At 50.9% G+C, this 21244-nt stretch carries 19 protein-coding genes; 7 read left to right on the forward strand and 12 right to left on the reverse strand.

Going from position 1 to position 21244, the window contains the following annotated elements:
* Nucleotides 1-209 precede the first annotated feature (209 nt).
* The gene (locus KIS77_03615; GenBank protein MCW5921406.1) at nucleotides 210-857 is read left to right on the forward strand and encodes a DedA family protein; all 648 of its coding nucleotides are present in this window, start codon (nucleotides 210-212) and stop codon (nucleotides 855-857) included.
* A gap of 95 nt (nucleotides 858-952) precedes the next feature.
* Here the strand turns inward: KIS77_03615 and KIS77_03620 are convergent, their stop codons facing one another.
* The 6 genes from KIS77_03620 to KIS77_03645 form a co-directional block, all read right to left on the reverse strand.
* Nucleotides 953-1957, reverse strand: coding sequence for a serine hydrolase (locus KIS77_03620; GenBank protein ID MCW5921407.1), 1005 nt, complete (start codon nucleotides 1955-1957; stop codon nucleotides 953-955).
* Between the two features lie 170 nt (nucleotides 1958-2127).
* Complete coding sequence (fbaA, locus tag KIS77_03625) at nucleotides 2128-3198, reverse strand: class II fructose-bisphosphate aldolase (protein ID MCW5921408.1); 1071 nt, start codon at nucleotides 3196-3198, stop codon at nucleotides 2128-2130.
* A 75-nt stretch (nucleotides 3199-3273) separates the two neighbouring features.
* A complete protein-coding gene (gene ftsY, locus KIS77_03630) occupies nucleotides 3274-4230 on the reverse strand; it encodes a signal recognition particle-docking protein FtsY (protein ID MCW5921409.1) in 957 nt (318 codons plus the stop codon).
* Nucleotides 4231-4288: 58 nt separating this feature from the next.
* Nucleotides 4289-5059 carry a response regulator transcription factor gene (locus tag KIS77_03635; protein ID MCW5921410.1) on the reverse strand — a complete coding sequence of 257 codons (771 nt, stop codon included), beginning with the start codon at nucleotides 5057-5059 and terminating at the stop codon, nucleotides 4289-4291.
* A gap of 148 nt (nucleotides 5060-5207) precedes the next feature.
* The gene (locus KIS77_03640; GenBank protein ID MCW5921411.1) at nucleotides 5208-6716 is read right to left on the reverse strand and encodes a transglycosylase SLT domain-containing protein; all 1509 of its coding nucleotides are present in this window, start codon (nucleotides 6714-6716) and stop codon (nucleotides 5208-5210) included.
* A gap of 192 nt (nucleotides 6717-6908) precedes the next feature.
* Nucleotides 6909-7187, reverse strand: a complete 279-nt coding sequence (locus tag KIS77_03645; protein MCW5921412.1) for a hypothetical protein — start codon at nucleotides 7185-7187, stop codon at nucleotides 6909-6911.
* A 19-nt stretch (nucleotides 7188-7206) separates the two neighbouring features.
* On the opposite strand from KIS77_03645, the gene atpD reads away from it, so the two are divergent.
* Together atpD and atpC are read left to right on the forward strand one after the other, a co-directional pair.
* Nucleotides 7207-8724 carry a F0F1 ATP synthase subunit beta gene (gene atpD / locus KIS77_03650; GenBank protein MCW5921413.1) on the forward strand — a complete coding sequence of 506 codons (1518 nt, stop codon included), beginning with the start codon at nucleotides 7207-7209 and terminating at the stop codon, nucleotides 8722-8724.
* Nucleotides 8725-8843: 119 nt separating this feature from the next.
* Nucleotides 8844-9104, forward strand: a complete 261-nt coding sequence (atpC, locus tag KIS77_03655) for an ATP synthase F1 subunit epsilon (protein MCW5921414.1) — start codon at nucleotides 8844-8846, stop codon at nucleotides 9102-9104.
* A gap of 89 nt (nucleotides 9105-9193) precedes the next feature.
* On the opposite strand, the gene KIS77_03660 is transcribed toward atpC, so the two are convergent.
* The 3 genes from KIS77_03660 to bshB1 form a co-directional block, all read right to left on the reverse strand.
* The gene (locus KIS77_03660) at nucleotides 9194-9925 is read right to left on the reverse strand and encodes a PorT family protein (protein MCW5921415.1); all 732 of its coding nucleotides are present in this window, start codon (nucleotides 9923-9925) and stop codon (nucleotides 9194-9196) included.
* Between the two features lie 19 nt (nucleotides 9926-9944).
* Nucleotides 9945-10370 carry a hypothetical protein gene (locus KIS77_03665; GenBank protein ID MCW5921416.1) on the reverse strand — a complete coding sequence of 142 codons (426 nt, stop codon included), beginning with the start codon at nucleotides 10368-10370 and terminating at the stop codon, nucleotides 9945-9947.
* 93 nt (nucleotides 10371-10463) lie between these two features.
* Entirely contained in the window at nucleotides 10464-11189 is a 726-nt protein-coding gene (bshB1, locus tag KIS77_03670; GenBank protein MCW5921417.1) for a bacillithiol biosynthesis deacetylase BshB1, read from the reverse strand.
* A gap of 60 nt (nucleotides 11190-11249) precedes the next feature.
* On the opposite strand from bshB1, the gene KIS77_03675 reads away from it, so the two are divergent.
* Nucleotides 11250-11756: a hypothetical protein gene (locus KIS77_03675; protein MCW5921418.1), complete on the forward strand. Its 507-nt coding sequence runs from the start codon at nucleotides 11250-11252 to the stop codon at nucleotides 11754-11756.
* Between the two features lie 3 nt (nucleotides 11757-11759).
* On the opposite strand, the gene nth is transcribed toward KIS77_03675, so the two are convergent.
* From nth to purH, 3 genes are all read right to left on the reverse strand, one after another.
* The gene (gene nth, locus KIS77_03680) at nucleotides 11760-12416 is read right to left on the reverse strand and encodes an endonuclease III (GenBank protein ID MCW5921419.1); all 657 of its coding nucleotides are present in this window, start codon (nucleotides 12414-12416) and stop codon (nucleotides 11760-11762) included.
* A 5-nt stretch (nucleotides 12417-12421) separates the two neighbouring features.
* On the reverse strand, nucleotides 12422-12877 hold the full coding sequence (locus KIS77_03685) for a lipocalin family protein (GenBank protein ID MCW5921420.1): 456 nt from the start codon (nucleotides 12875-12877) through the stop codon (nucleotides 12422-12424).
* Between the two features lie 69 nt (nucleotides 12878-12946).
* Nucleotides 12947-14464 (reverse strand): bifunctional phosphoribosylaminoimidazolecarboxamide formyltransferase/IMP cyclohydrolase, encoded by a 1518-nt coding sequence (purH, locus tag KIS77_03690; GenBank protein ID MCW5921421.1) that lies wholly within the window; start codon nucleotides 14462-14464, stop codon nucleotides 12947-12949.
* Between the two features lie 197 nt (nucleotides 14465-14661).
* On the opposite strand from purH, the gene KIS77_03695 reads away from it, so the two are divergent.
* The 3 genes from KIS77_03695 to KIS77_03705 all read left to right on the forward strand — a co-directional run bounded on the left by KIS77_03695 (nucleotide 14662) and on the right by KIS77_03705 (nucleotide 20867).
* Nucleotides 14662-16932, forward strand: a complete 2271-nt coding sequence (locus KIS77_03695; GenBank protein ID MCW5921422.1) for a TonB-dependent receptor — start codon at nucleotides 14662-14664, stop codon at nucleotides 16930-16932.
* Between the two features lie 48 nt (nucleotides 16933-16980).
* Nucleotides 16981-18699: a DUF4331 domain-containing protein gene (locus tag KIS77_03700; GenBank protein MCW5921423.1), complete on the forward strand. Its 1719-nt coding sequence runs from the start codon at nucleotides 16981-16983 to the stop codon at nucleotides 18697-18699.
* A gap of 104 nt (nucleotides 18700-18803) precedes the next feature.
* Complete coding sequence (locus tag KIS77_03705; protein ID MCW5921424.1) at nucleotides 18804-20867, forward strand: DUF4331 family protein; 2064 nt, start codon at nucleotides 18804-18806, stop codon at nucleotides 20865-20867.
* The last annotated feature ends 377 nt before the right edge of the window (nucleotides 20868-21244 follow it).

Genomic DNA, 21244 nt, shown 5'->3' on the forward strand with positions numbered 1-21244 from the left:
TATGCCGACGTTTATTATTCCAACCAATAAAGATGCGGGGTAAAAATTTTCAAAGGCTCGTTTTGGCAGTATGACGTTTTGGCGACAAATCGCGCAAGTTGGTAAGTTTATGGTCGTAATGGTTTTTCCGAAAATCCATCCGGGCGAATAAGCGTACCTTCGCCCAGCTTTTCCACTCAGCCAAGACACTTTTCTGCAAATAAACACCTATGATTGAACTACTTACCCAATTTTTGGACTTCATCCGACACCTCGACGTTCACCTCGAAAACATCATGCGGGAGTACGAACTCGCCACTTACCTGATATTGGCCCTGATTATTTTTTGCGAAACGGGGCTTGTGGTCACGCCGTTTCTTCCGGGCGATTCGCTGCTATTTGCGGCGGGGGCGATAACCGCCAAAACCGGTATCCTGAACGTGTGGCTGCTGATACCGCTCCTTTTTATGGCGGCTATTCTGGGCGACAATACCAATTATTTTTTCGGACGGTTTCTTGGTGACAAGGTGTTTACACGCGACTATTGGTTTTTGAAGCGGAAATACATTGACAAGACGCAGGAATTTTACGAAAAATATGGTGGGAGAACACTGGTGATAGCGCGGTTTGTGCCGATAGTGCGCACGTTCGCGCCCTTTGTGGCGGGCGTTGGCAAGATGGAGTATCGCCGTTTCATTGGCTATTGTATCGGCGGTGGTATTCTGTGGGTCACAAGCCTTACGCTGGCTGGCTACTTTTTTGGTCAGATACCGATTGTGAAGAACAATTTTGAAATTGTGGTATTCGGCATTATCGGCATTTCGGTGCTCCCGATAATTGTGGAGTTCGCACGAGCAAAGTTTGGCAAAAAAGAATGAGCATGATTGATGTTTTTGATTTCATAAATGGATTGAGATTTCAATCATGCTGAAAAATGTGGTGAGGCTAAGAATATGGCCGCCAAATACATAAGTCAAGGAGCAGGAATCCCTTGATAGATTTTTCTGCAAATCTTTTGAATAGCAAGTGCCAGATTGTCGGTATCTTTTCCTTTGGTCATTATAGTGATGAGATAGGGCTTGTCGCTCATATAGACAATGCCTGACTCATGTAGCTCATAGTCATGGCCAAAATTTCTCCATTCTCCGAATTTATGCCACATTTTGGTGCCAGCTGGAAAACCTTTGACAAATCCTTCTTGGAAATCGCAGTTGCTCAACAAGTCCGCGGCATAGTCGGCATAACTAGGTGATATAGTGGAAGCATTGAAGATGGCATTGAAAAAAACCGAGTACTCTCTAACGGTCATAGTGAATTGAATGTCGTCTTCAATAGGCTCTGGCAGGCCGAATTCCGCAAACATCCTTTTCAGAAGCTTATTGTCGAATCGGCTGGCCAATAGCCATGTTGCATGATTGTCTGAGTGCGCTATCATGTAATAGAGCAGCTCATGCACAGTGTATTTCTTGCCGGGTTCTATTGATTTAGAGCTATAGTATTGTGGGGTGATGGGAGTGTTGGGTGGCTCATATAGCCATTGTTGCTTGAACAGTTCGGGATTGGTTTCCGCGATGCGCAGATACCCCAACAGCAATGCCACTTTCATCAAAGAGGCAGGATGATAACGCTCGCTTTTGTTTAGCGAGGTCCACTCCCCACGGTCGAATTCCTTTATGAATATGGAAGCCTGAGTGATTTGTTGAACGGCTTTCAGGCTATCCACCAATTTTTTCAATTCACCTCTTAGTGGGGCAAATGCCTCTGCTTTGTTAGCGGTCTCTACGAGCAACAATGGTTGAACATTGCGAAATCCTTGCACCCGACTTATGTTGTATTCGGTATTGGAATTCTGGGGTGTCGGCTTTTTACCCATTGCGTTTTGCAAAGTGTAAAGCGCTGTGCCCCCCAGCAAAAAAGCGGCAATAATATAGACAAAGAGTTTTTGGTTGGTGGTTCGTTCTGATTGAGTTGGCTGCATAGAGCGAGGTGTATGAAGTAGTCTGTGTTGGCAGCGCTCTAAACGAAGGGTGTGTCTTGAAGGTTGCGATGCCTACAAGACCAAATTCTTTTTTGCCAAAAAAAGCAATTTGCGCAAATGAGAGGAGTTGGTGCTTTTTTGTCAGTCGATAGCGACAGAGTCTCGCCTCTTTAGGCGTTGCGCCCCATGCAGTTCAGGTCTTCAAATGCCTGTTTCAGGCGGGCTACAAACGATTTTTCGCCTTCCCGCAGCCATACTCGTGGGTCGTAGTGTTTTTTGTTGGGTTTGTCGGCTCCGTCTGGGTTGCCGATTTGCGCTTGCAGATAGCCACTTTTCGCCTCATAATAGCTGCGGATGCCGTCCCAAAAGGCCCACTGCATATCGGTGTCAATGTTCATCTTAATGGCGCCGTATTCGATGGCTTCTCTGATTTCGGATTGTGAGGAGCCGGAGCCGCCGTGAAAGACAAAGTTGACTGGTGTCTTGTCGTTCAGGCCGTATTTTTCCCGTATGTAATCTTGCGAGTTTTTCAGGATGACAGGCTGCAATTTGACGTTGCCGGGTTTGTAAACCCCGTGCACATTGCCGAACGCGGCAGCAACGGTGAAATTGGGGCTTATTTTTTTCAGATGCTCGTAAGCATATGCTACTTCTTCCGGTTGGGTGTAGAGACGCGACGAATCCACATCGGTGTTGTCCACTCCGTCTTCTTCTCCGCCTGTCACGCCCAACTCGATTTCAAGCGTCATGCCCATTTTCGACATTCTTGCGAGATATTTGGAGGAGATTTCGATGTTTTCGTGAAGTGGTTCTTCCGAAAGGTCGAGCATGTGACTGCTGTAAAGCGGGTAGCCATTTTTTTCATAAAATTTTTCACCCGCGTCGAGCAGGCCATCCACCCAAGTGATGATGTTCAATGCGCAGTGGTCGGTGTGCAAAATGACCGGCACGCGATATGCCTCGGCCATCGCGTGTACATGTTGCGCCCCTGAAATGCCACCGAGTATGGAGGCTTTGTTGCCTTCGTTGGAGAGGCCTTTGCCGGCGAAAAAGGCTGCCCCTCCGTGTGAAAATTGGATAATGACTGGGCTATTGACCGCTGCCGCAGTTTCGAGTACGGCATTTACGGAGTTGGTGCCGATGACGTTGACAGCGGGCAGCGCAAAGTTGTGTTCGTTGGCATAATTGAAAAGGTCTGTGACTTCTTGTCCATGAAGGACTCCCGGGCGAAAACGGCTCATAATAAAAAAGTGGTTGGTTTGACGATTTTGGTTGATTGTCTTTTGGGTGTTGGGTGTTCGGGCGCAAATAAAGCACTACTGGTCAAAGAGGGATTCCACGAAGGCTCTTTTGTTGAAAATTTGTAGTTTGTCAATGCTTTCTCCCACTCCGATATACTTGATGGGTATCTTGAACTGATCGCTGATGCTGATGGCTACCCCGCCTTTAGCGGTGCCATCAAGTTTGGTGAGCGCGAGGCAAGTGATGGGAGCCACCTCGGTGAATTGCTTGGCCTGCTCTTGTGCGTTCTGGCCGGTTGAAGCATCGAGGACGAGCAGCACATCGTGTGGGGCACCGGGCAGCTTTTTCTCGATGGAGCGGTGAATTTTGCCCAGCTCCTGCATCAGGTGTGTTTTGTTGTGCAGGCGTCCGGCAGTATCAATAATGGCCACGTCACAACCGTTCTCGACGGCATAGTTGGTGGTTTCGTAAGCCACCGCGGCAGGGTCGGCGTTCATGCCTTTTGAGTAAAAGTCACAGCCTGTGCGGTCGGCCCATATCTTGAGTTGGTCAACTGCGGCAGCGCGAAATGTGTCGGCGGCACCCAACACGACTTTGTGTCCTTTTTGCTTGAATTGGTATGCTAATTTACCAATGGTGGTGGTTTTGCCGACACCGTTGACACCTATCACAAGTAGTATGTACGGTTTTTTCCCGACGGGAATATCGAAGTCATCGGCATCTTCTGTGTTGTTTTCGGACAATAGCCGCACGATTTCGTCTCGAAGAATGGCGTTGAGTTCCGCGGTGTTGATGTACTTGTCACGAGCGACCCTTGCCTCTATGCGTTCGATGATTTTCACGGTGGTGTCAAGCCCTACATCGCTACTGATGAGCACGTTTTCCAGTTCATCAAGTATCTCCACGTCCACCGTACTTTTGCCGGCTACGGCGCGAGATAGTTTGTCAAAAAAACCTTCTTTGGTTTTCTCAAGACCCTTGTCGAGGTCTTCTTTTTTTTCGCGGTTAAAAAATTTGTCAAAAAAGCCCATGAAAGAGGTTAGTGGGTTTGAAAATACTCATGTCGGTAGGGTTTGTCTTCCAATCAAATCAAAGCTCACTGTGGGTGCGTCGCACCGATTCTATGAGCGTCGCTCTTTTTCGGCGCGACACCTCCACTGTCTCTCCCGTTTCGAGCACCAAATACCCACCTTCGCCCTTGATGTAGGTGCGGATGAAGTTCATGTTGACGATATGCTTTTTGTGCACACGGACGAAGCTCAGGGCTGACAGGGTGTCCTCGAAGGCTTTGATGGTGCGGGTTGCGGTGATGCGTTCGCCGTTTTTGATGATGAAGTGTGTGTAGTTGTCCTCTGCTTCGAGGCGGACGATGTCGCGGAGCGGGACAAAATGGATGCCGTCGAGGCCGGAGATGCCAATTTTATCAAAAGCATTGGGGGCATTGGGATTGTAATTCTGCCTGAGCACTTCCATGCGTTGCTTGGTGGCAGCGTTGCGACGGCGGATACGGCTCACAGCTTTGATTAGTTCTTCACCGTCAATAGGTTTTACGACGTAGTGAATGGCGGCAAACTCGAAAGCCCTTAGCGCATATTTATCGAAAGCTGTCACGAAAATGATGTCGAAGGGTATTTCGTCGAATTGCTGCAAGGCTTGGAAAACCAAGCCGTCCGGCAAGTTGATATCGAGAAAGGCCACGTCGTACTTCGTGTCGTTGTCTTCAGAGGCCAATCGGAGCAAGTCGGCATTCGAACCGCCGGTGGCCATCACTTCCACATCGGGGCAGTATTTGGCAAGCTGGTTTTGGAGGTTTTCCAAACCTTCCGGTTCGTCTTCGATGAGGAGCGCCCTTGTTGTCATGATAAGTGGTTTCGCTTTAATGAACAGAAATGCAAAAGTCTGACTTTATCGCAAAAAAATAAGGTTTGAGGTAATTTTACCTCAAACCTTACTCATCGCCCGCGTCGCTTATCGGTATATTAGCCGATTGAAAGCTTTTTCTTTCTTCTCAATACTCCCTGATTTTCAGGCGCATGCCAACTTTCAAGGTTTCCAAATCGTTGAGTTTCTTGATGCTCGCGGCGCTGGTTGCGTATTGTCGTGCTATATCTTCCAATGATTCGTTGCGCTGCACGGTGTGATATTGGAATTCGCCCTTTCGTGGCGAATCTTCCAACGACACGATAATCGGGGGCGGCACGTTCGTTCGTTCGGGTGGGGTAGTGGTGGTGGTGGGGCGGGTTGCTCCCTCATTTTTCTTTGGCTTGGCTGCGCTCGTGTTTTGCACAGGAGCCTCGACGCGACCGGAGGTGTGCTTCTGTACATATACTGGATGCAAGATTTTGAGGCTCTGTCCATTATACACATAGTTGGAACTCAGATTGTTCCATGCTTTTAAATGGTCAGCGTTGCAACCCAGTTTTTGCGCGACAGTCTCGATATGGTCGGGCTGCTGAACGCTGATGAAACGCTGCCAGTAGCGGCCATCCCCAAGGTCCGAATTGACATAATTATCCTTGCTTTCCAATGAGTAGGTGCGGCTGCCAAGCGAGTTGAGATAGCGGACGAATGCAGGCATGACGCGCTCCGGCAGTATCACATAATGCCCGGCGGCAGTAGGCGGCACATAATCGCGGCGGAAGCCGGGATTCAGGGTCTTCACGGTCTGATAGTCAATGCCTGTAGCGTCGGCAATATCACGGAACGACATACCCTCGTACACCTTAATATAGTTGGTAAGTTGTTCGTCGTAGTCAGGCTCATAAGGCACAAGCCCGTGCGAGGTGTAGTAATTGCAGATGTAGGTGGCGGCGATGAATGCTGGCACATAATTCCGGGTCTCTTGCGGGAGGTAATTCAGGATAGACCAGAAGTTGCGACTGTGCGCCCTTTTGATGGCGGCGTTTACGCGGCCTTGCCCACTGTTGTAGGCTGCCAGGGCCAAAGCCCAGTCATTGTAAAGATTGTAAAGGTCTCTCAAATGGCGGGCGGCGGCATCGGTGCTTTTCACTGGGTCGCTGCGGTCTTCCACGACGCTGCTCGTGTGAAGGCCGTATTGTGCGCCAGTAGCTGGCATGAATTGCCACAGACCTGTCGCGCCAACTCTCGAGACTGCATGAGGATTGAGCGCGGATTCTACGACAGCCAGATATTTCAGGTCAGCGGGCAAGCCATATTCTTTCAGTTTTTGCTCAAAAAGAGGAAAGTATGTGAGGCGCTTGCCGAGCATTGTGCGGGTTTTTTCGGTTTTCACCTGCACATAAGTCCTGATGTAGCCCTTCACCACGGGGTGTGATTTCAATTCCACGCAGCTGGAAAGGTAAGAAAGTCGCTCGCGCAGTTCCGCTTCGGTGGGCAAGGGAAGAACGCCTTTTGCCACAAGGGATTCCGAAATGTCTGCAGGTTCTTCCAACCCCGCATCCTGAATCACGTCAACGGTCGTTTGGGCATAAAGAGGTAGGCATGAAACGGTCAAAAACAGGGTCAACCAGCGTAAAACAGGGTTTCTCAACTGCATCTTGTACTCAAATTTGAAGTTTAGAAAAAACAAAAATTACACAGAAATAAAAATGACGAGGCGGAAAACGCCCATTGCCAATTTTTATTCTTTAAAGGGGGAAGGGTGGCTGTTTTGCCGTGTTTTTCGTGCTTTTCGGGAAAGAAGTTGCAAAAGTCGTGCTTCTTTGCGGGTAATTGCGCATTTCAAGTGTTAAAATAAAAATTCGTTTGCAAAATATGCTTGCCAACGACATTGCACATTTGCGGAATTTCCGCGCCAGACGATGGAAATCGCATCAAATAAACGGCACAATTTTGACACTTTCAGTGCAGAATACATCTTTTTTGCAAAATTTAATTTTGAAGCAGAAAAAGTTGGCATCACCGATTGTTTTCTGCCAAACGTGCGTACTTTTGCGCGGCTTTTTAGAGACTGGGCGCTCAATGGTTCCGAAAAAATCGGCCAAATGCGGAAAACAAGCGCCTCCAACCAAACATCATTCTGTTCAATGGCTAATATCGGTCGTATCAAACAAATTATCGGTGCTGTCGTGGATGTTGACTTCAGCGGCCCCGACAGCAAACTGCCTGAAATTCTCAGCGCCCTCGAAATCACCCGTCCCGACGGCTCCAAGCTCGTGCTCGAAGTGCAGCGTCACCTCGGCGAGGATGGCGTGCGCACCATTGCAATGGACTCCACCGATGGCCTCATGCGTGGCATCGAGTGTGTTGACACGGGCGCTCCCATCGCCATGCCTGTTGGTGAGGAAGTGCGCGGTCGCTTGTTCAACGTGGTGGGAGAAGCAATAGATGGCATCGGCGAAGTGAAAAAAGGCAAAAACGCCTATGTGATTCACCGCAAGCCCCCTGCTTATGAGGACCTTTCGACCGAAAGGGAAATCCTTTACACAGGCATCAAGGTCATTGACCTTATCGAGCCTTATGCCAAAGGCGGCAAGATTGGCCTTTTTGGCGGTGCAGGTGTGGGCAAGACGGTGTTGATTATGGAGCTCATCAACAACATCGCGAAAGCGTATGACGGTATGTCGGTTTTTGCTGGCGTGGGCGAACGCACTCGCGAGGGCAACGACCTCTTGCGCGAAATGATTGAATCCAATGTAATCAAATATGGCGATGCCTTCAAGCATTCGATGGAAGAAGGCGGTTGGGATTTGAGCAAGGTGGATAAGGCTGAACTTGCCAAATCGCAGGCAACCCTTGTCTTTGGCCAAATGAACGAGCCGCCCGGCGCTCGTGCGCGTGTGGCACTTTCCGGTCTCACGATGGCTGAGTACTTCCGCGACGGCGATTTGAGCGACCCCGCCGGTGGACGCGACATTCTCTTTTTCGTGGACAACATTTTCCGCTTCACGCAAGCGGGTTCGGAAGTGTCCGCATTGCTCGGGCGTATGCCCTCAGCCGTGGGCTATCAGCCCACGTTGGCTACCGAAATGGGTATCATGCAAGAGCGCATCACCTCCACCAAGCGTGGCTCCATCACTTCCGTGCAGGCCGTGTATGTGCCAGCGGACGACTTGACCGACCCCGCGCCAGCAACGACCTTCGCTCACTTGGATGCCACGACGGTGTTGAGCCGAAAAATTGCCTCGCTCGGCATTTACCCTGCTGTGGACCCGCTTGACTCAACCTCTCGCATCCTTGACCCAAAAATCATTGGCGACGAGCACTACAATTGCGCTCAGCGTGTAAAGGCGATATTGCAGCGTTACAATGAATTGCAGGACATCATCGCTATCCTTGGCATGGAGGAGCTCTCCGATGAGGACAAACTCGTGGTAAGCCGCGCCCGTCGTGTGCAGCGTTTCTTGTCGCAGCCGTTCCATGTCGCGGAGCAATTCACGGGCTTGAAGGGCGTATTGGTGCCGATTGATGAGACGATTCGCGGCTTCAACATGATTATGGACGGCGAGTTGGATGAATATCCCGAAGCTGCCTTCAACCTTGTTGGCACCATTGATGATGCCATCGCGAAGGGCAAGAAAATGTTGGAAGAAGCATCAAAATAACAGCTGTGAAAATGGCGGGCGAAAAGGACTTCGTTAGCGAGACACTAAGGGGAGTGGCTGCATGAAGCCGGATTTAATTGCCCAACAATTCACACTCATTCCACCAAATCCGCAGCAACATGAATTTAGTTATCTTGAGTCCTGAAAGAGAGATTTTTTCTGGAGAAGTGAAATCGGTGAAGGTTCCGGGTAGTGCCGGGCAATTCGAGATTTTGAAAAATCACGCTCCGATAGTTTCTTCGTTGGCCAAAGGTGAAGTGCGCGTCCTGAAAGGCAATGGCGAAAAAATGACCTTTAATGTGGAGGGCGGCTTCGTTGAAATGCTAAACAATGAGGTTTCGTTGTTGGTGTCGGGTGTGGCCACTTCCGAAGAGGCGTGATTGATTTCTGCTTTAAGGGCAATAATAAAAAGAGCCAACGCTGTCCTGAAACGGCGTTGGCTCTGTGTTTGTGGGCATATAGGGTTAGGTTATTTTTCGTCGTTGCCAAACAGGTAGGCGACCGAAAGGCTTGCCACATTGTTTTTTGCGTGCCATTTGCCCCCGTTGTCAGCGGCAAAATCCACCGCTTTTTTGGGCAGCACGTTGGCTAATCCCAAGTTGTAGGACAAAGAAAGCCTCACCCCCACGAGCTCGTAGCCCATTTCAAATCCGAGGCCATAGTCAAGTTTGGTAAGGTCGTCGTTGATTTCGTCGCCAAATTTCAATTTCTCCGAGCCGCTGCTTGAGGAGCCGTTTGAGGTGGTCTTGATTTTCACGTTTCCACCGACGGCGTAACCGATATAAGGCCCTGCTCCCATGTAAAGGCCTTCGGCGCGAAACGCGAAAGACAAAGGCAGCTGCAAATACATGGGCATCAGTTTTCGGGTGCGGGTGAATGGCACGTTCAGCACCTCCCCCCTGAATTCCCGTTCGGAGCCTTTCACGTTCAGATGCAGGCCTGTGCCGATTCCAAATTTGCTGCTTAGCCAGAACTCTGTCACAAAGCCAGCGTGATAAGTTGGCAGCCATTTGGTTTCCAGTCGGGTGGCAACTCCCTGCACCTCGATTAACCCCAAGACATTCTGATAGTCAAAACTCAGCGGCATATCTGCCAAGCTAACACCCGCCTTCACGCCAAACCGCGTTTGCCCTGCGACATTGGATATGGCGCAGCAGAGAGACAGGAGTAGTGCCAAACAAAGGGAAAGGGTCTTTTCCATGGTTGAGTTCATGCACTGTTTAGCGGCGCAATTCAATGGTCTTTACCTGATTGGTGCCATCGGTGGATTTCCACACCTGCTGACTTTTTTTGTTCGTGATGACTATCCAAGATTTTGAGATGATGGAGCCTTCCTCTCTCAGCACCACGATGTTTTCCGTGTTGCTCCAGCGGAAATCGTATCGGCCGGCGCTATTGCGGCTGCCAGATGTGAGGTTGTCGAATATGCTGGCGTTTTCGAGGCTTCCAGTACCGTTTTTATTGAAGGTGATGGAGCCAAAATCGGTCACGGAGGCAGAGGCAGAGCGAGTGTTGGGGCGCTCCACATCATAATTGGCGACTTGCCAGGTGCCGCGAAGCCGCTTGGAAAATTGTTTGGTTGGGCTGGCGCAGCTGCTGGCCAGCATTGCAAAAGCAAACAAAAGAACAGGTGTGATTTTTTTCATGTTGATGACAGTTTTGTAACGATGGCAAACCTACGCGAAAAAGCGCGTTTCCGCATTACTGTGTTCAAAAAATGTGATTGGGCGAAAGGGCAGTCAAAGCAGGTCAAACAAGTTGTTCACACCCGGAATCCGAGAGAAGATAAACCCCTCCGCGTAAGGTGCTTGAATAGACCGCCCATATACTTTTGCCTTGGCCTCCAAGTATTCAAGAAAATCTTTGCCAGAGATGGGGGTGTTGGGTTCCGTGTTGTGGGGGTCATAAAATTGTGAGCGATAGGCGAGTATGGCCGCTTTTTTTTGTTCGAGGAACGGCGTGATGTCCACCACGAAATCTGGTTGCAAATTGATGTCTTGAATATAGTGATATACTGCCTTGGGCCGCCATTTTTGTTGCTTTTCCCCTTCGTCGTCGAAAGTTTCTATTTTTTCCAAACCAGCATAAAAACAAGCATCGGTCTCCAATTTGGCAGAGCGGCCGTGGTCGGGGTGGCGGTCTTCGGGGGCATTGCAAAGCACAATTTCGGGGCGACAATCCCGAATGACGCGCACAATTTTCAACCAGTGTTCTGGCGTGTGCGTGAAAAATCCGTCGGGGATGTCGAGCGTTTTGCGAAAGGCGGCCCCCAACACTTTGGCAGCTTGGGCTGCTTCTTGAAGTCGGATGGCGGCTGTGCCGCGTGTGCCTAATTCGCCTTGGCTTAGGTCAAGTATGCCAAATGTCTTTCCCAAAGCGGCGTGATGCAGCAAAGTGCCTGCCGCACAGAGCTCCACATCGTCGGGGTGGATGCCGATAGCTAGAATGTCAATTTTTTGTGTCATGGTCTGAAGTGTCAACGTGGTCGGGGGTGCTTACATTTGCGAGGCAAAAACAACTAAAAAATGGAACAAAATCCATCCAACAACGAAAATGCGGCGCGATTGCTCTCCGAGCAGCAAAACCAAATCGAGGCACTCGAACAGGCATTGGCGGCTATGGAACGACGGGCCAAGAGCTTCGAGGATGACTGGTCGTCGCTTTACGACCAAAACCGCGACCTGCGCAACGAAAACCACCGATTGCAGCACGACTACGAAACGCTCCGAATTCAAAAAGGGGGCTTTGGGTTCAAAATGCTGATGCTGTCAGGTTTGGGCGGTTTTGTCACGGCATTGGTGCTGTGCTTTGTTTATTTAAAATTGAAGCCAAAAGAACCTCATGTAGTGGCGTTCAGGCAATTTCAACGGGAAAATCAAATCGGTTTTGAGCTGGCAATCGGCAATGGTCAGTTTGAGGAAGTGGAGCAGGCGTTGGAAAAAAGCCTGGAACGGCCAGAGTTCAAATCCATCCAGCCTCAGCTTATTTTTATCCACGAAATCGTCAGCGCCTCTAAGCGTCGGTGCCAGTGAGTTTTATCCAGCCCACGAGCAAATAGGGCATTTTTCCGGCTGATGCCCCCTTGCCGGGCAATACTGGCGACCGAAGAAGATGATTTGCAAATGCAGTTTGTTCCAAGTGTTTTTGGGAAAAATCATTTTCAGGTCGCGCTCGGTTTGTTCCACGCTTTTCCCGTTGCTAAGTCCCCAACGAGCGGCCAAACGATGAATATGGGTGTCAACTGGAAACGCCGGATGCCCAAATGCCTGCGACATCACCACCGATGCGGTTTTGTGACCCACTCCGGGGAGCGCCTCCAGCGCCTCAAAGCTTTCCGGGACTTTGCCGCCGTGTTTCTCCACGATAATTTTCGACAATCCGCTAATCGCCTTTGATTTCGCCGGGGAAAGGCCACAAGGTTTGATAATCTCTTGTATCTCTTCCGTCGGGAGCCGAGCCATGTCTGTCGGGTTGTCGGCACGGGCAAACAAGAGGGGGGTGATTTGATTGACCCGTTCGTCCGTGCATTGCGCCGACAACACTACCGCCACCAGCAAAGTGAATGCATCTTCATGTCGAAGCGGGATGGGTGTTTCGGGGTACAAGTCGTCGAGAATTTCTTGGATACGCACAGCCTTGGCCTTGACGGTGGGAGACAGGCGCTTCTTGACGGCTGGGGCTTTTGTCGCCATGTTTTTTAAAAATTTTCAAAGGTGGTATCAAAGCTCGCCGGGGCACCGCTAACGGTTGTGGTGTATTTGACCCTGAGCTTGGAGGCGTTCAGCTCCACGATTTCCGCATCAAAATTGTAGCCACTGCTGGCGACCACCAATCGCGTGTCGTTCTGGGTCAGCAGCCAAGTACCCGTCGTTTGTTGAGGCGCGCTGGAATTGCATTTGGTCGCTCCCTCATCTGTGATGAGTGTGCCCCCGGCTTGAAATATGAAAAAGTTGTCGCGCTCACATCCGGGCAGCATGGCCAACGCGTCCACTGTTTGGTTGATGGTGCCGACGGTGATGGTCGCGGTAGAGGCTATTGCCCTCCACCTGCCGTTGGTGAGTGCATTGTTGGGGGCATCGGTGCTGTCTTTTTTACACGCGACGAACGCCTGCGCCGACAGGAGCGCAAGCAACAAAAAAATCGGTTTTCTCATTGAAAAATGACTTTTGATTAGTGATGCGTATGAGGGAGTGAAATTTTTTGGCGTTCCCCCATGCGCGCGTTAATGTCTAAAATGTCGAACGCTGGTCATGGCCATTGCCATGCCGAACTTGTTGCAAGCATCAATGGATTCTTGGTCGCGCACGGAGCCTCCCGGCTGAATGACGGCCGTGATGCCTGCCTCATGCGCGATTTCGACGCAATCGGGGAAAGGAAAAAACGCATCAGAGGCCATCACGGCGCCTTTCAAATCGAAGCCAAACGATTTTGCCTTGGCAATCGCTTGTCGCAACGCATCCACCCGGCTGGGCTGACCGCAGCCCATGCCAATGAGTTGTCGTTCTTTTACGAGCGCGATGGCATTTGACTTGAGGTGCTTCACGCACTTGACGGCGAAGATAAGCTCGCCCACCTCTTTGGCGGTGAGTTTTCGCTCGGTCACGGTTCTCAAATCCGCCTCGGTTTCGGTCTTCAAATCGGTATCCTGCTCCACCACGCCGTTCAGGAGGCTGCGGAAAGAACGTTTTGGTACTTCAAAGCTTTTGATTTTCAACAGAATGCGCTGTTCTTTTTTTCGGAGCAGCTCCAAAGCCGCAGGCTCGAAGTCTGGGGCAATCAGCACCTCGTAAAATAGTTTGTTGATGTCTTCCGCTGTCTGCAAATCCACCGTTGAGTTGGTGATGAAGATGCCTCCAAAGGCGGAAGTGGGGTCGCAGGCCAGGGCCGCCTGCCAGGCTTCGGGCAATGTGTGCCTGCGTGCCACCCCGCAGGCGTTGGTGTGTTTGAGAATGGCGAAGCAGGGTTTGCCGACTTGAAATTCGCGCATCAGCAGTACCGCCGCGTCTATGTCCACGAGGTTGTTGTAGGAAATTGCTTTGCCGCCAAGTTTGTCAAAAATCTTTTCAAAATCGCCGAAGAACACTCCGTTCTGGTGTGGGTTTTCGCCATAGCGCAAAATGTCTGAGCGGTGTATCGAGTGTTTGAAAGAAATATCGGCGGTGCCTTCGTTGAACCAGTTGAATATAGCGATATCGTAGTTGGATGTGACCTTGAAGGCACGCCGCGCAAGTTCTCGGCGCTCGAGGGCTGAAAACTCGCCTGCCTGCTCATGAAGCAAGTCCAGAAACATCTTGTATTCTTCTTTGGACCCTACCACGACCACGTCTTTCCAGTTTTTTGCTGCTGCTCTGATGAGTGACACGCCGCCTATGTCGATTTTTTCGATGATTTCTGCCGGGTCGTTGGAGGTGGCGACGGTCTCCTCGAAAGGATATAGGTCCACGATAACACAGTCGAGCTCCGGTATTTTATATTCCTCCAATTGCGCCAAATGTGCCGCCTCGCGTCGGGCAAGCAACCCGCCGAACACTGCCGGGTGCAGCGTTTTGACACGGCCATCGAGAATGCTTGGGTAGCCGGTGAGCGACTCTACCGAAGTGACGGGAATGCCTAATTTTTGGATATATGATTGAGTGCCGCCTGTGCTGTAAAGTTGGACTCCAAGTTCATGTAAGCGGCGGATGATGGGTTCGAGTCCGTCTTTGGAATAAACGGAAATAAGGGCTGAACGGATTTGCATGCAGGTTTTGAATGTTCGTGATTAAGCTGAATGCCTATCTAATATAAACAAGGCAAGTCGCAAAGGTAGCAGGGTGCGACGGATTGGCGGAAGGATTTGAAGAGTGTTTGAAGTTGTAAGAAGATTTTTCGCGGTCAGGAAATCCAATGCATGGTCGGGTTCGTAAATATCGAGCATCGAACAAAATTTTTCTGAACGTGCAAAACACATTGAAATCATCTGTCACCGCCTTATGCCTTTTCTTGGTGTCTCATCTCTGTGCGCACAACGGCTCTATCAACGGCCAAGTAATTGAAAATGCCTCAGGGCTTGCCCTGCCGGGTGCTGTGGTGCGGATAGAACCGGGAGGTCAGTATGTTGCCACCAATGCGTTGGGTTTTTTCAGCTTTGTCAACGTGGCGGCGGGCGGCTATACCCTTACTGTCAATTATGTGGGTTATGAGACAAAGACGGTGAGCGATGTCAATGTTCGAGACAGCGAAACCACCACGATTCGGATTGACCTTGATTTTGCGCCCGTCAATCTGCAAGACGTGGAAATCAAAACTCGGGTGAGCGACCCATTTCAAAACATCAGCGCAGTGGATATGCGCACTCGCCCCATCACCAACTCACAGGACATCTTGCGGCTTGTGCCGGGGCTTTTTATCGCTCAGCACGCCGGTGGTGGCAAAGCGGAGCAAATATTTTTGCGCGGTTTTGACATCGACCATGGCACCGATATCAATTTGACAGTGGATGGGATGCCTGTCAATATGGTGAGTCACGCTCACGGTCAAGGGTACTCGGATTTGCACTTCGTCATACCCGAAATTATTAGCAACGTAGAGTTCAAGAAAGGCCCCTACTATGCGGACGCGGGCAATTTCGCCACGGCGGGTTTGGCGCGTTTCGAGACGGCCGATGCCTTGCCCAATAGTTTTATCAAGACGGAGGTCGGGCAGTTTGCCACGGCAAGATTTGTCGGTGCGTTCGACCTGTTGGGCAGGAATGCGGCTCGCCGCAATCAGCACGCTTATGTGGCATCCGAAGTTTTTTACTCGGATGGTTATTTTGATAGCCCCCAAAATTTTCATCGGCTGAATCTTTTTGGCAAATACAACACTCAATTTGATGACGGTCAACAAGTTACTTTTTCTGCCTCCGCTTTTCAGAGCAAGTGGGATGCCTCCGGTCAAATACCGGTCCGTGCAGTGGAAACCGGGCTGATTGGATATTTTGGAGCAATTGATGACAATGAAGGAGGCATCACTAGCCGGTACAACCTCAACTTTGAGCACCTCAAAAACTTGAAAAACAACGGTTTGATAAAAAACCAGATTTTTTACACGGATTATGCCTTTGAGCTTTACTCCAACTTTACTTTTTTCCTGGAAGAACCTGACAAAGGAGATGAGATAAGGCAAAAAGAGCGTCGTCGCATATTTGGTTACAACGGCGCGCTTCAAAAAGAGGGCAGTCTGTCCGGCAAACGGCTTGTTTCGGAAATCGGCTTTTTTTTCCGCAACGACGATGTGAGCGACAACGAATTGTCGCGCACTTTTCAGCGCAGCTTCACCCAATACCCAATTGCTTTGGGCAACGTGAACGAGACAAATACAGGCGCTTTTGTTTCGGCCACATGGGAAATTCTGCCTAATCTGAGTCTCGACGCAGGAGGCCGTTTCGACCTTTTCCAATTTCAATACGAGAATAAGTTGGATTCTGTCTATGCGCCACAGCGCGTGAATGCGAGTTTGGCCAGCCCAAAACTCAACCTCTACTATGACCTCAGCAAAAGGGTCAGGCTCTATATCAACAGCGGTTATGGTTTTCACTCCAACGACGCACGCGTGGTGGCGCCCCAAGCAGGCCGGCAAATTTTGCCGAGAGCACTGGGGGTGGATGTGGGAGCTGTGTTTAAGCCGCTACCTTCCATGCTATTCAATCTGGCGGGTTGGCATCTCGACCTCGAACAAGAGTTTGTCTATGTAGGCGATGCGGGCATTGTGGAGCCGGGCGGCAAAACTGCTCGTTATGGGGTGGACATATCTGCTCGAATCCAGTGGCTGAGGCACTTCTTTATTGATGCCGACGTGACCTACTCGCACGCTCGCGCGACTGATGAGCCGGAAGGCAACCGGTTTATACCGCTCGCTCCGCGATGGACGGGTACAGGCGGCTTGGCATGGGACAAAGGCAAGGGTGTTTTTGGCAGCTTGCGTTTTCGCTATCTGGGCGACCGCCCTGCCAACGAAGACAACAGCCTTGTAGCCAAGGGCTATTTCCTGCTCGACGCGGTGGGCGGGTGGAGAAGGGGCGGCTGCGAGCTGGGATTTTCGATACAGAACCTGATGAACTCTCGATGGAAAGAAGCACAGTTCGAAACCGAGTCGCGTCTGCGCGATGAGCTGGAGCCTGTTGCCGAAATCCACTTCACGCCCGGTACCCCATTTTTTGCGAGAGGGTATGTGCAGTTCTCGTTTTGACCCACAACTCAACTATCTTTTTTATCACACAATAAAATCTTTTTCACCATGCCAAACAATAGACGATTCAGGTTTCTTGGCGCTTTGCTATTTGCATGCTGGTCATACCTTGCCATGGCCTCAAGCCATCGAGAAGCTCCCCTAATTGCCAACGACCCGCTAGCCGACAACACAGACCTATATGCTTTTCGAAGCCCCGACAATCCCAACACCATCACCATCATAGCCAATTACATCCCGGCGGAGCTGCCTTTTGGCGGTCCCAACTACAATACTTTCGGGGAGAACATCCGCTATGAGATTCACATTGACAACGATGTCACAAAATTTGGCGACGAGATTACCTATCGGTTCACCTTCAGCCGCGTGAATGAAGACCCGACCACCTTTTTCAACATCCGCCTTGGGCAGCGCAACCTTCGGACGCGCTACACCTGTGAGCGTTCGATTGATGGCGGCAAAACTTGGCAAGTCATTGTGAGCAACGGGGATGTGCCGCCTCCAAACATCGGGCCTCGCTCCATACAAAGTGGCGTAGGATTGGGCGCTTTTGATTACGATGAGCTCATCAATCAAGCTATCGTGACTGCGACTACGGGAGAAAAAGTGTTTTGTGGTCCTGCCGACGACCCGTTTTTCGTGGATCTAGGAGGCGTGTTCGACTTGGGCAACCTGCCTCGCCAAGATGGCCCTAGCCGCGACGGGCTTGGACGCTACAACGTCCACAGCATTTGTCTGCAAATACCGATTGCCACCTTGCTCAAGTCTGGTGCCCCGGCACAGCCAATCAGCATCCTTGACCCGGACTATGTGATTGGTGTGTGGGCCTCGGCTAGCCGACGCGCCACTCGCACACTTGGAAATGATGGCACGCTAAGCGAAACAGGGGATTGGGTGCAGGTATCTCGCCTCGGCATGCCGCTCACCAACGAGGTAATCATCCCGACCTGTTTCAAAGACTACTGGAACTCGCTCACTGCTTATGAGGATATCTTCGACAAGTTTCTCGACCAATACTTCTGGAACCCCGAGCTTGCGCTTTACATGGACGACCGCTTCTTCGGCACAGCAGTACCCGCTTTCGGCCCGCTGCGCATCCAGACCAATTCTTTGGGGGCATTCGACTTTGGCTACAAGAAGGATGGGCTATTTGGCCTAAAAGGAAACCCCGCCTTGGCAGGGACGGCTCTGGATGATGCTGTTTTTGGAAGCCTTCTTCTTCCAGGTCCCAATAGTGCCCGCTCGGTGGATTTGTGGCCGATTTTTCATACGGGCGTTCCCAACGTGCGCCCATATCAATTGGCAACTGGCAAGAACGGGAACCCGCTCGCGGAAGGCAAACCCTTCATACACAACTTTTTACCCAATTCAGCCGATATGCTTCGACTGAACATGGCAACCCCGGTGACACCGCGCAACGACCCTGCTTTTAGCCCACTTGGCATCATACAAGCGGCGGTACTTGGTCTGACAGACCCCACTTACAACTCAAGCACCGATTTACAGTTCATCCCAAACATGGATGGGTTCCCCAACGGTCGTCGCTTGGAGGATGACGTGACGCTCATAGAACTACAAGCTGTCAGCGGCATAGCATTGGCTGCTATCGGGCTTTGGTACGACGATTTTGTGCCGGGGGAAAGCCCAGTGACTCAGAACCTGCTCAACGTGTTGACTTATCGAACAGGCGTAAACCAAAACGACAGGCCTTTCAAGCCCACTTTCCCATATATCGCTTCCCCTTGGAGCGGGCAAGAACCGGACTGAACCGTTGTCAACACAATCATCTCTCATCACCGAGTGTGTCAAACTATCACTCAGTAAAGGCATGGATAGTTTGATGCTCCAAACCGTTTAAAATAAAATTTGCAATGAAATACTTAGCAAAAATAACCATCGCCACAGCTCTGTTCGTGCTGATGACATTCCAATTTGCCGTGGCATCCAGCCATCGCGAGGCGCCGCTCATCGCTGACGACCCGCTTGCGGACAACACCGATGTATATGCTTTCCGCAGCCCCGACAACCCCAACACGATTACCATCATTGCCAATTATGTACCCTTGCAACTGCCACAAGGCGGTCCGAACTACTACTTTTTTGGCGAAAACATCCGCTACGAAATCCACATTGACAACAACATCGCCACTCCCGGTGACGATATTATCTATCGCTTCACATTCAAAAACGTGTATGAAGACCCTACCACGTTTTTTAGCGTGCGGCTTGGTTTGCGAAACAACCGCACTACCTATACTCTTGAAAGAAGCACGGATGGCGGCGCCACATTCCAAACCTTGGTACAAGATGGCTTCGTGCCGCCCTCCAATATCGGCAAGCGTTCCATCGAGAGCCCGGTTGGCCTGAACACGACCTACGATGCGCTTATCAATAAAGCCATACGCACCCTGCCGACTGGCGAGAAGATTTACTGTGGCTCTGCCGACGACCCTTTCTTTGTTGATTTGGGAGGAGCGTTCGACCTCGGCGATTTGCCAAGACAAAATGGGAAGCCTCGAGACGGCGTTGCTTGCTTCAACACGAGCACCATCGCTATTCAGGTACCCATCGCTAATTTGCTAAAGGCGGGTGCACCGCTGCAACCAACCAGCATACTTGACTCTGACTACGTCATCGGTGTATGGGCATCGGCCAGCAGGCCAGCCACTCGCACTTTAAAGAAATACGGGCAAATCGAAACCTCTGGCGATTGGGTGCAAGTGTCAAGGCTGGGCATGCCGCTGACCAATGAAGTGGTGATTCCGATTGGCTGGAAAGACCTCTGGAACTCGCTCTCGCCATACGTGGAAATCAACGACCAAAACTTGGATGGCTTTTTCTACAATCCCGAACTGGCACTTTACATGGACGATTCACTGTTCGGAGCTGCTGTGCCAGCATTTGCTAAACTGCGAATTCAGCGCAACGCTCTGGGCGCGTTCGATTTTGGGAATGGCAACGATGGTTTGTTTGGCCTCAAGGGCAACCCCGCTCTGGCTGGCACGGCACTGGATGATGCAGTATTTGGCACGTTGCTTTTGCCCGGACCCGCCAAGCCTCGCTCGGTGGACTTGTGGCCAATTTTCCATACTGGAGTACCCAATCTGGCACCCTACCAATTGGCGACGGGTAAGAACGGCAACCCTCTCGCACCGGGCAAACCATTCATCAACAACTTCCTGCCAAACGGAGGTGATATGCTCCGCTTGAACATGGCCGTACCCGTGACACCGCGCAACGACCCTAGCTTTAGCTCGCTCGGCCTCATCCAAGCTGCGGTGCTGGGCCTGACCGACCCAACATACAACACTACCGCCGATTTGCAGTTCATCCCGAACATGGATGGCTTTCCAAACGGCCGCCGTTTGGAAGACGATGTCACCCGTATAGAACTGCAAGCAGTTAGCGGTATCGCTCTGGCTGCAATAGGGCTTTGGTACGATGATTTTGTGCCCGGAGGCTCTCCCGTGACTCAACAGCTGCTCAATGTATTGACTTACACAACAGGGATTGACACCAACGATGCGCCATTCAAAACCTCTTTCCCCTATGTGGCGGCCCCGTGGCCGGGCGACGGCGACTGTGGCGGTACGCTGGCCGATGATGCTCGCCCCGTCAAGCAAGTGGCGGATGTACGGGGCGGAAGCAGTTTGCTGGGTTTGCAACCAGCGCAGGCAGTAATGTCGAGCGCTCCCAACCCCTTTCGAGAAAACACCACGCTCAGCCTGCACGTCGCTTCCCCGGCCAAAATACAAGTGGTGATACATGATGCGAATGGTCGTCTTGTCCGCACGGTGCTGAACGAGCAAAAGGCTGCGGGCGACTACAAGTTCGACGTGTCCATGTCCAACCTGCCTACGGGTCAATACTTTGCATCGGTGGTGGCAAATGGCAAGGTCGTACAGGCATTAAAGTTGTCAAAAGCCCGCGAATGAGTATTTGAAATCCTCACAAGAATGGTTGCGTTTCAAATTGTCGCCTTTTGTAACCCGGAATGGCATTCAGGTAGTTGCCGCGATGCCATTCCGCCACACATTTGGCGACAATTTGAAACGCAACCACAAGAGGCGTTTTACAAGCCTGTCTCACATTGGCGCTGGTTTTTAGTTAAAGGTTGAGAGGGTGCCATGAGTTGCCAAACAGGCTTGTGAAATGTCTTTTCCTCCAATTTAGTGGTCATTTACCGGAAGTGACAACTGAACACTAATGCCCGCATCCTCCACCGATATAGTCAACGCAAAGTGGTTTTGAACAAACGTTGCTCGCAATCCTTTGAAAATCACCAAATCAATCAAGGAAATCTTCAAATCCT

The sequence above is a fragment of the Saprospiraceae bacterium genome, from assembly GCA_026129545.1.
GTDB lineage: Bacteria > Bacteroidota > Bacteroidia > Chitinophagales > Saprospiraceae > M3007.

Coding starts and splice junctions, on each gene's coding strand:
- KIS77_03615 (MCW5921406.1), top strand. CDS start 210: ATGATTGAACTACTTACCCAATTTTTGGACTTCATCCGACACCTCGAC.
- KIS77_03620 (MCW5921407.1), bottom strand. CDS start 1,957: ATGCAGCCAACTCAATCAGAACGAACCACCAACCAAAAACTCTTTGTC.
- fbaA (MCW5921408.1), bottom strand. CDS start 3,198: ATGAGCCGTTTTCGCCCGGGAGTCCTTCATGGACAAGAAGTCACAGAC.
- ftsY (MCW5921409.1), bottom strand. CDS start 4,230: ATGGGCTTTTTTGACAAATTTTTTAACCGCGAAAAAAAAGAAGACCTC.
- KIS77_03635 (MCW5921410.1), bottom strand. CDS start 5,059: ATGACAACAAGGGCGCTCCTCATCGAAGACGAACCGGAAGGTTTGGAA.
- KIS77_03640 (MCW5921411.1), bottom strand. CDS start 6,716: ATGCAGTTGAGAAACCCTGTTTTACGCTGGTTGACCCTGTTTTTGACC.
- atpD (MCW5921413.1), top strand. CDS start 7,207: ATGGCTAATATCGGTCGTATCAAACAAATTATCGGTGCTGTCGTGGAT.
- atpC (MCW5921414.1), top strand. CDS start 8,844: ATGAATTTAGTTATCTTGAGTCCTGAAAGAGAGATTTTTTCTGGAGAA.
- KIS77_03660 (MCW5921415.1), bottom strand. CDS start 9,925: ATGGAAAAGACCCTTTCCCTTTGTTTGGCACTACTCCTGTCTCTCTGC.
- KIS77_03665 (MCW5921416.1), bottom strand. CDS start 10,370: ATGAAAAAAATCACACCTGTTCTTTTGTTTGCTTTTGCAATGCTGGCC.
- bshB1 (MCW5921417.1), bottom strand. CDS start 11,189: ATGACACAAAAAATTGACATTCTAGCTATCGGCATCCACCCCGACGAT.
- KIS77_03675 (MCW5921418.1), top strand. CDS start 11,250: ATGGAACAAAATCCATCCAACAACGAAAATGCGGCGCGATTGCTCTCC.
- nth (MCW5921419.1), bottom strand. CDS start 12,416: ATGGCGACAAAAGCCCCAGCCGTCAAGAAGCGCCTGTCTCCCACCGTC.
- KIS77_03685 (MCW5921420.1), bottom strand. CDS start 12,877: ATGAGAAAACCGATTTTTTTGTTGCTTGCGCTCCTGTCGGCGCAGGCG.
- purH (MCW5921421.1), bottom strand. CDS start 14,464: ATGCAAATCCGTTCAGCCCTTATTTCCGTTTATTCCAAAGACGGACTC.
- KIS77_03700 (MCW5921423.1), top strand. CDS start 16,981: ATGCCAAACAATAGACGATTCAGGTTTCTTGGCGCTTTGCTATTTGCA.
- KIS77_03705 (MCW5921424.1), top strand. CDS start 18,804: ATGAAATACTTAGCAAAAATAACCATCGCCACAGCTCTGTTCGTGCTG.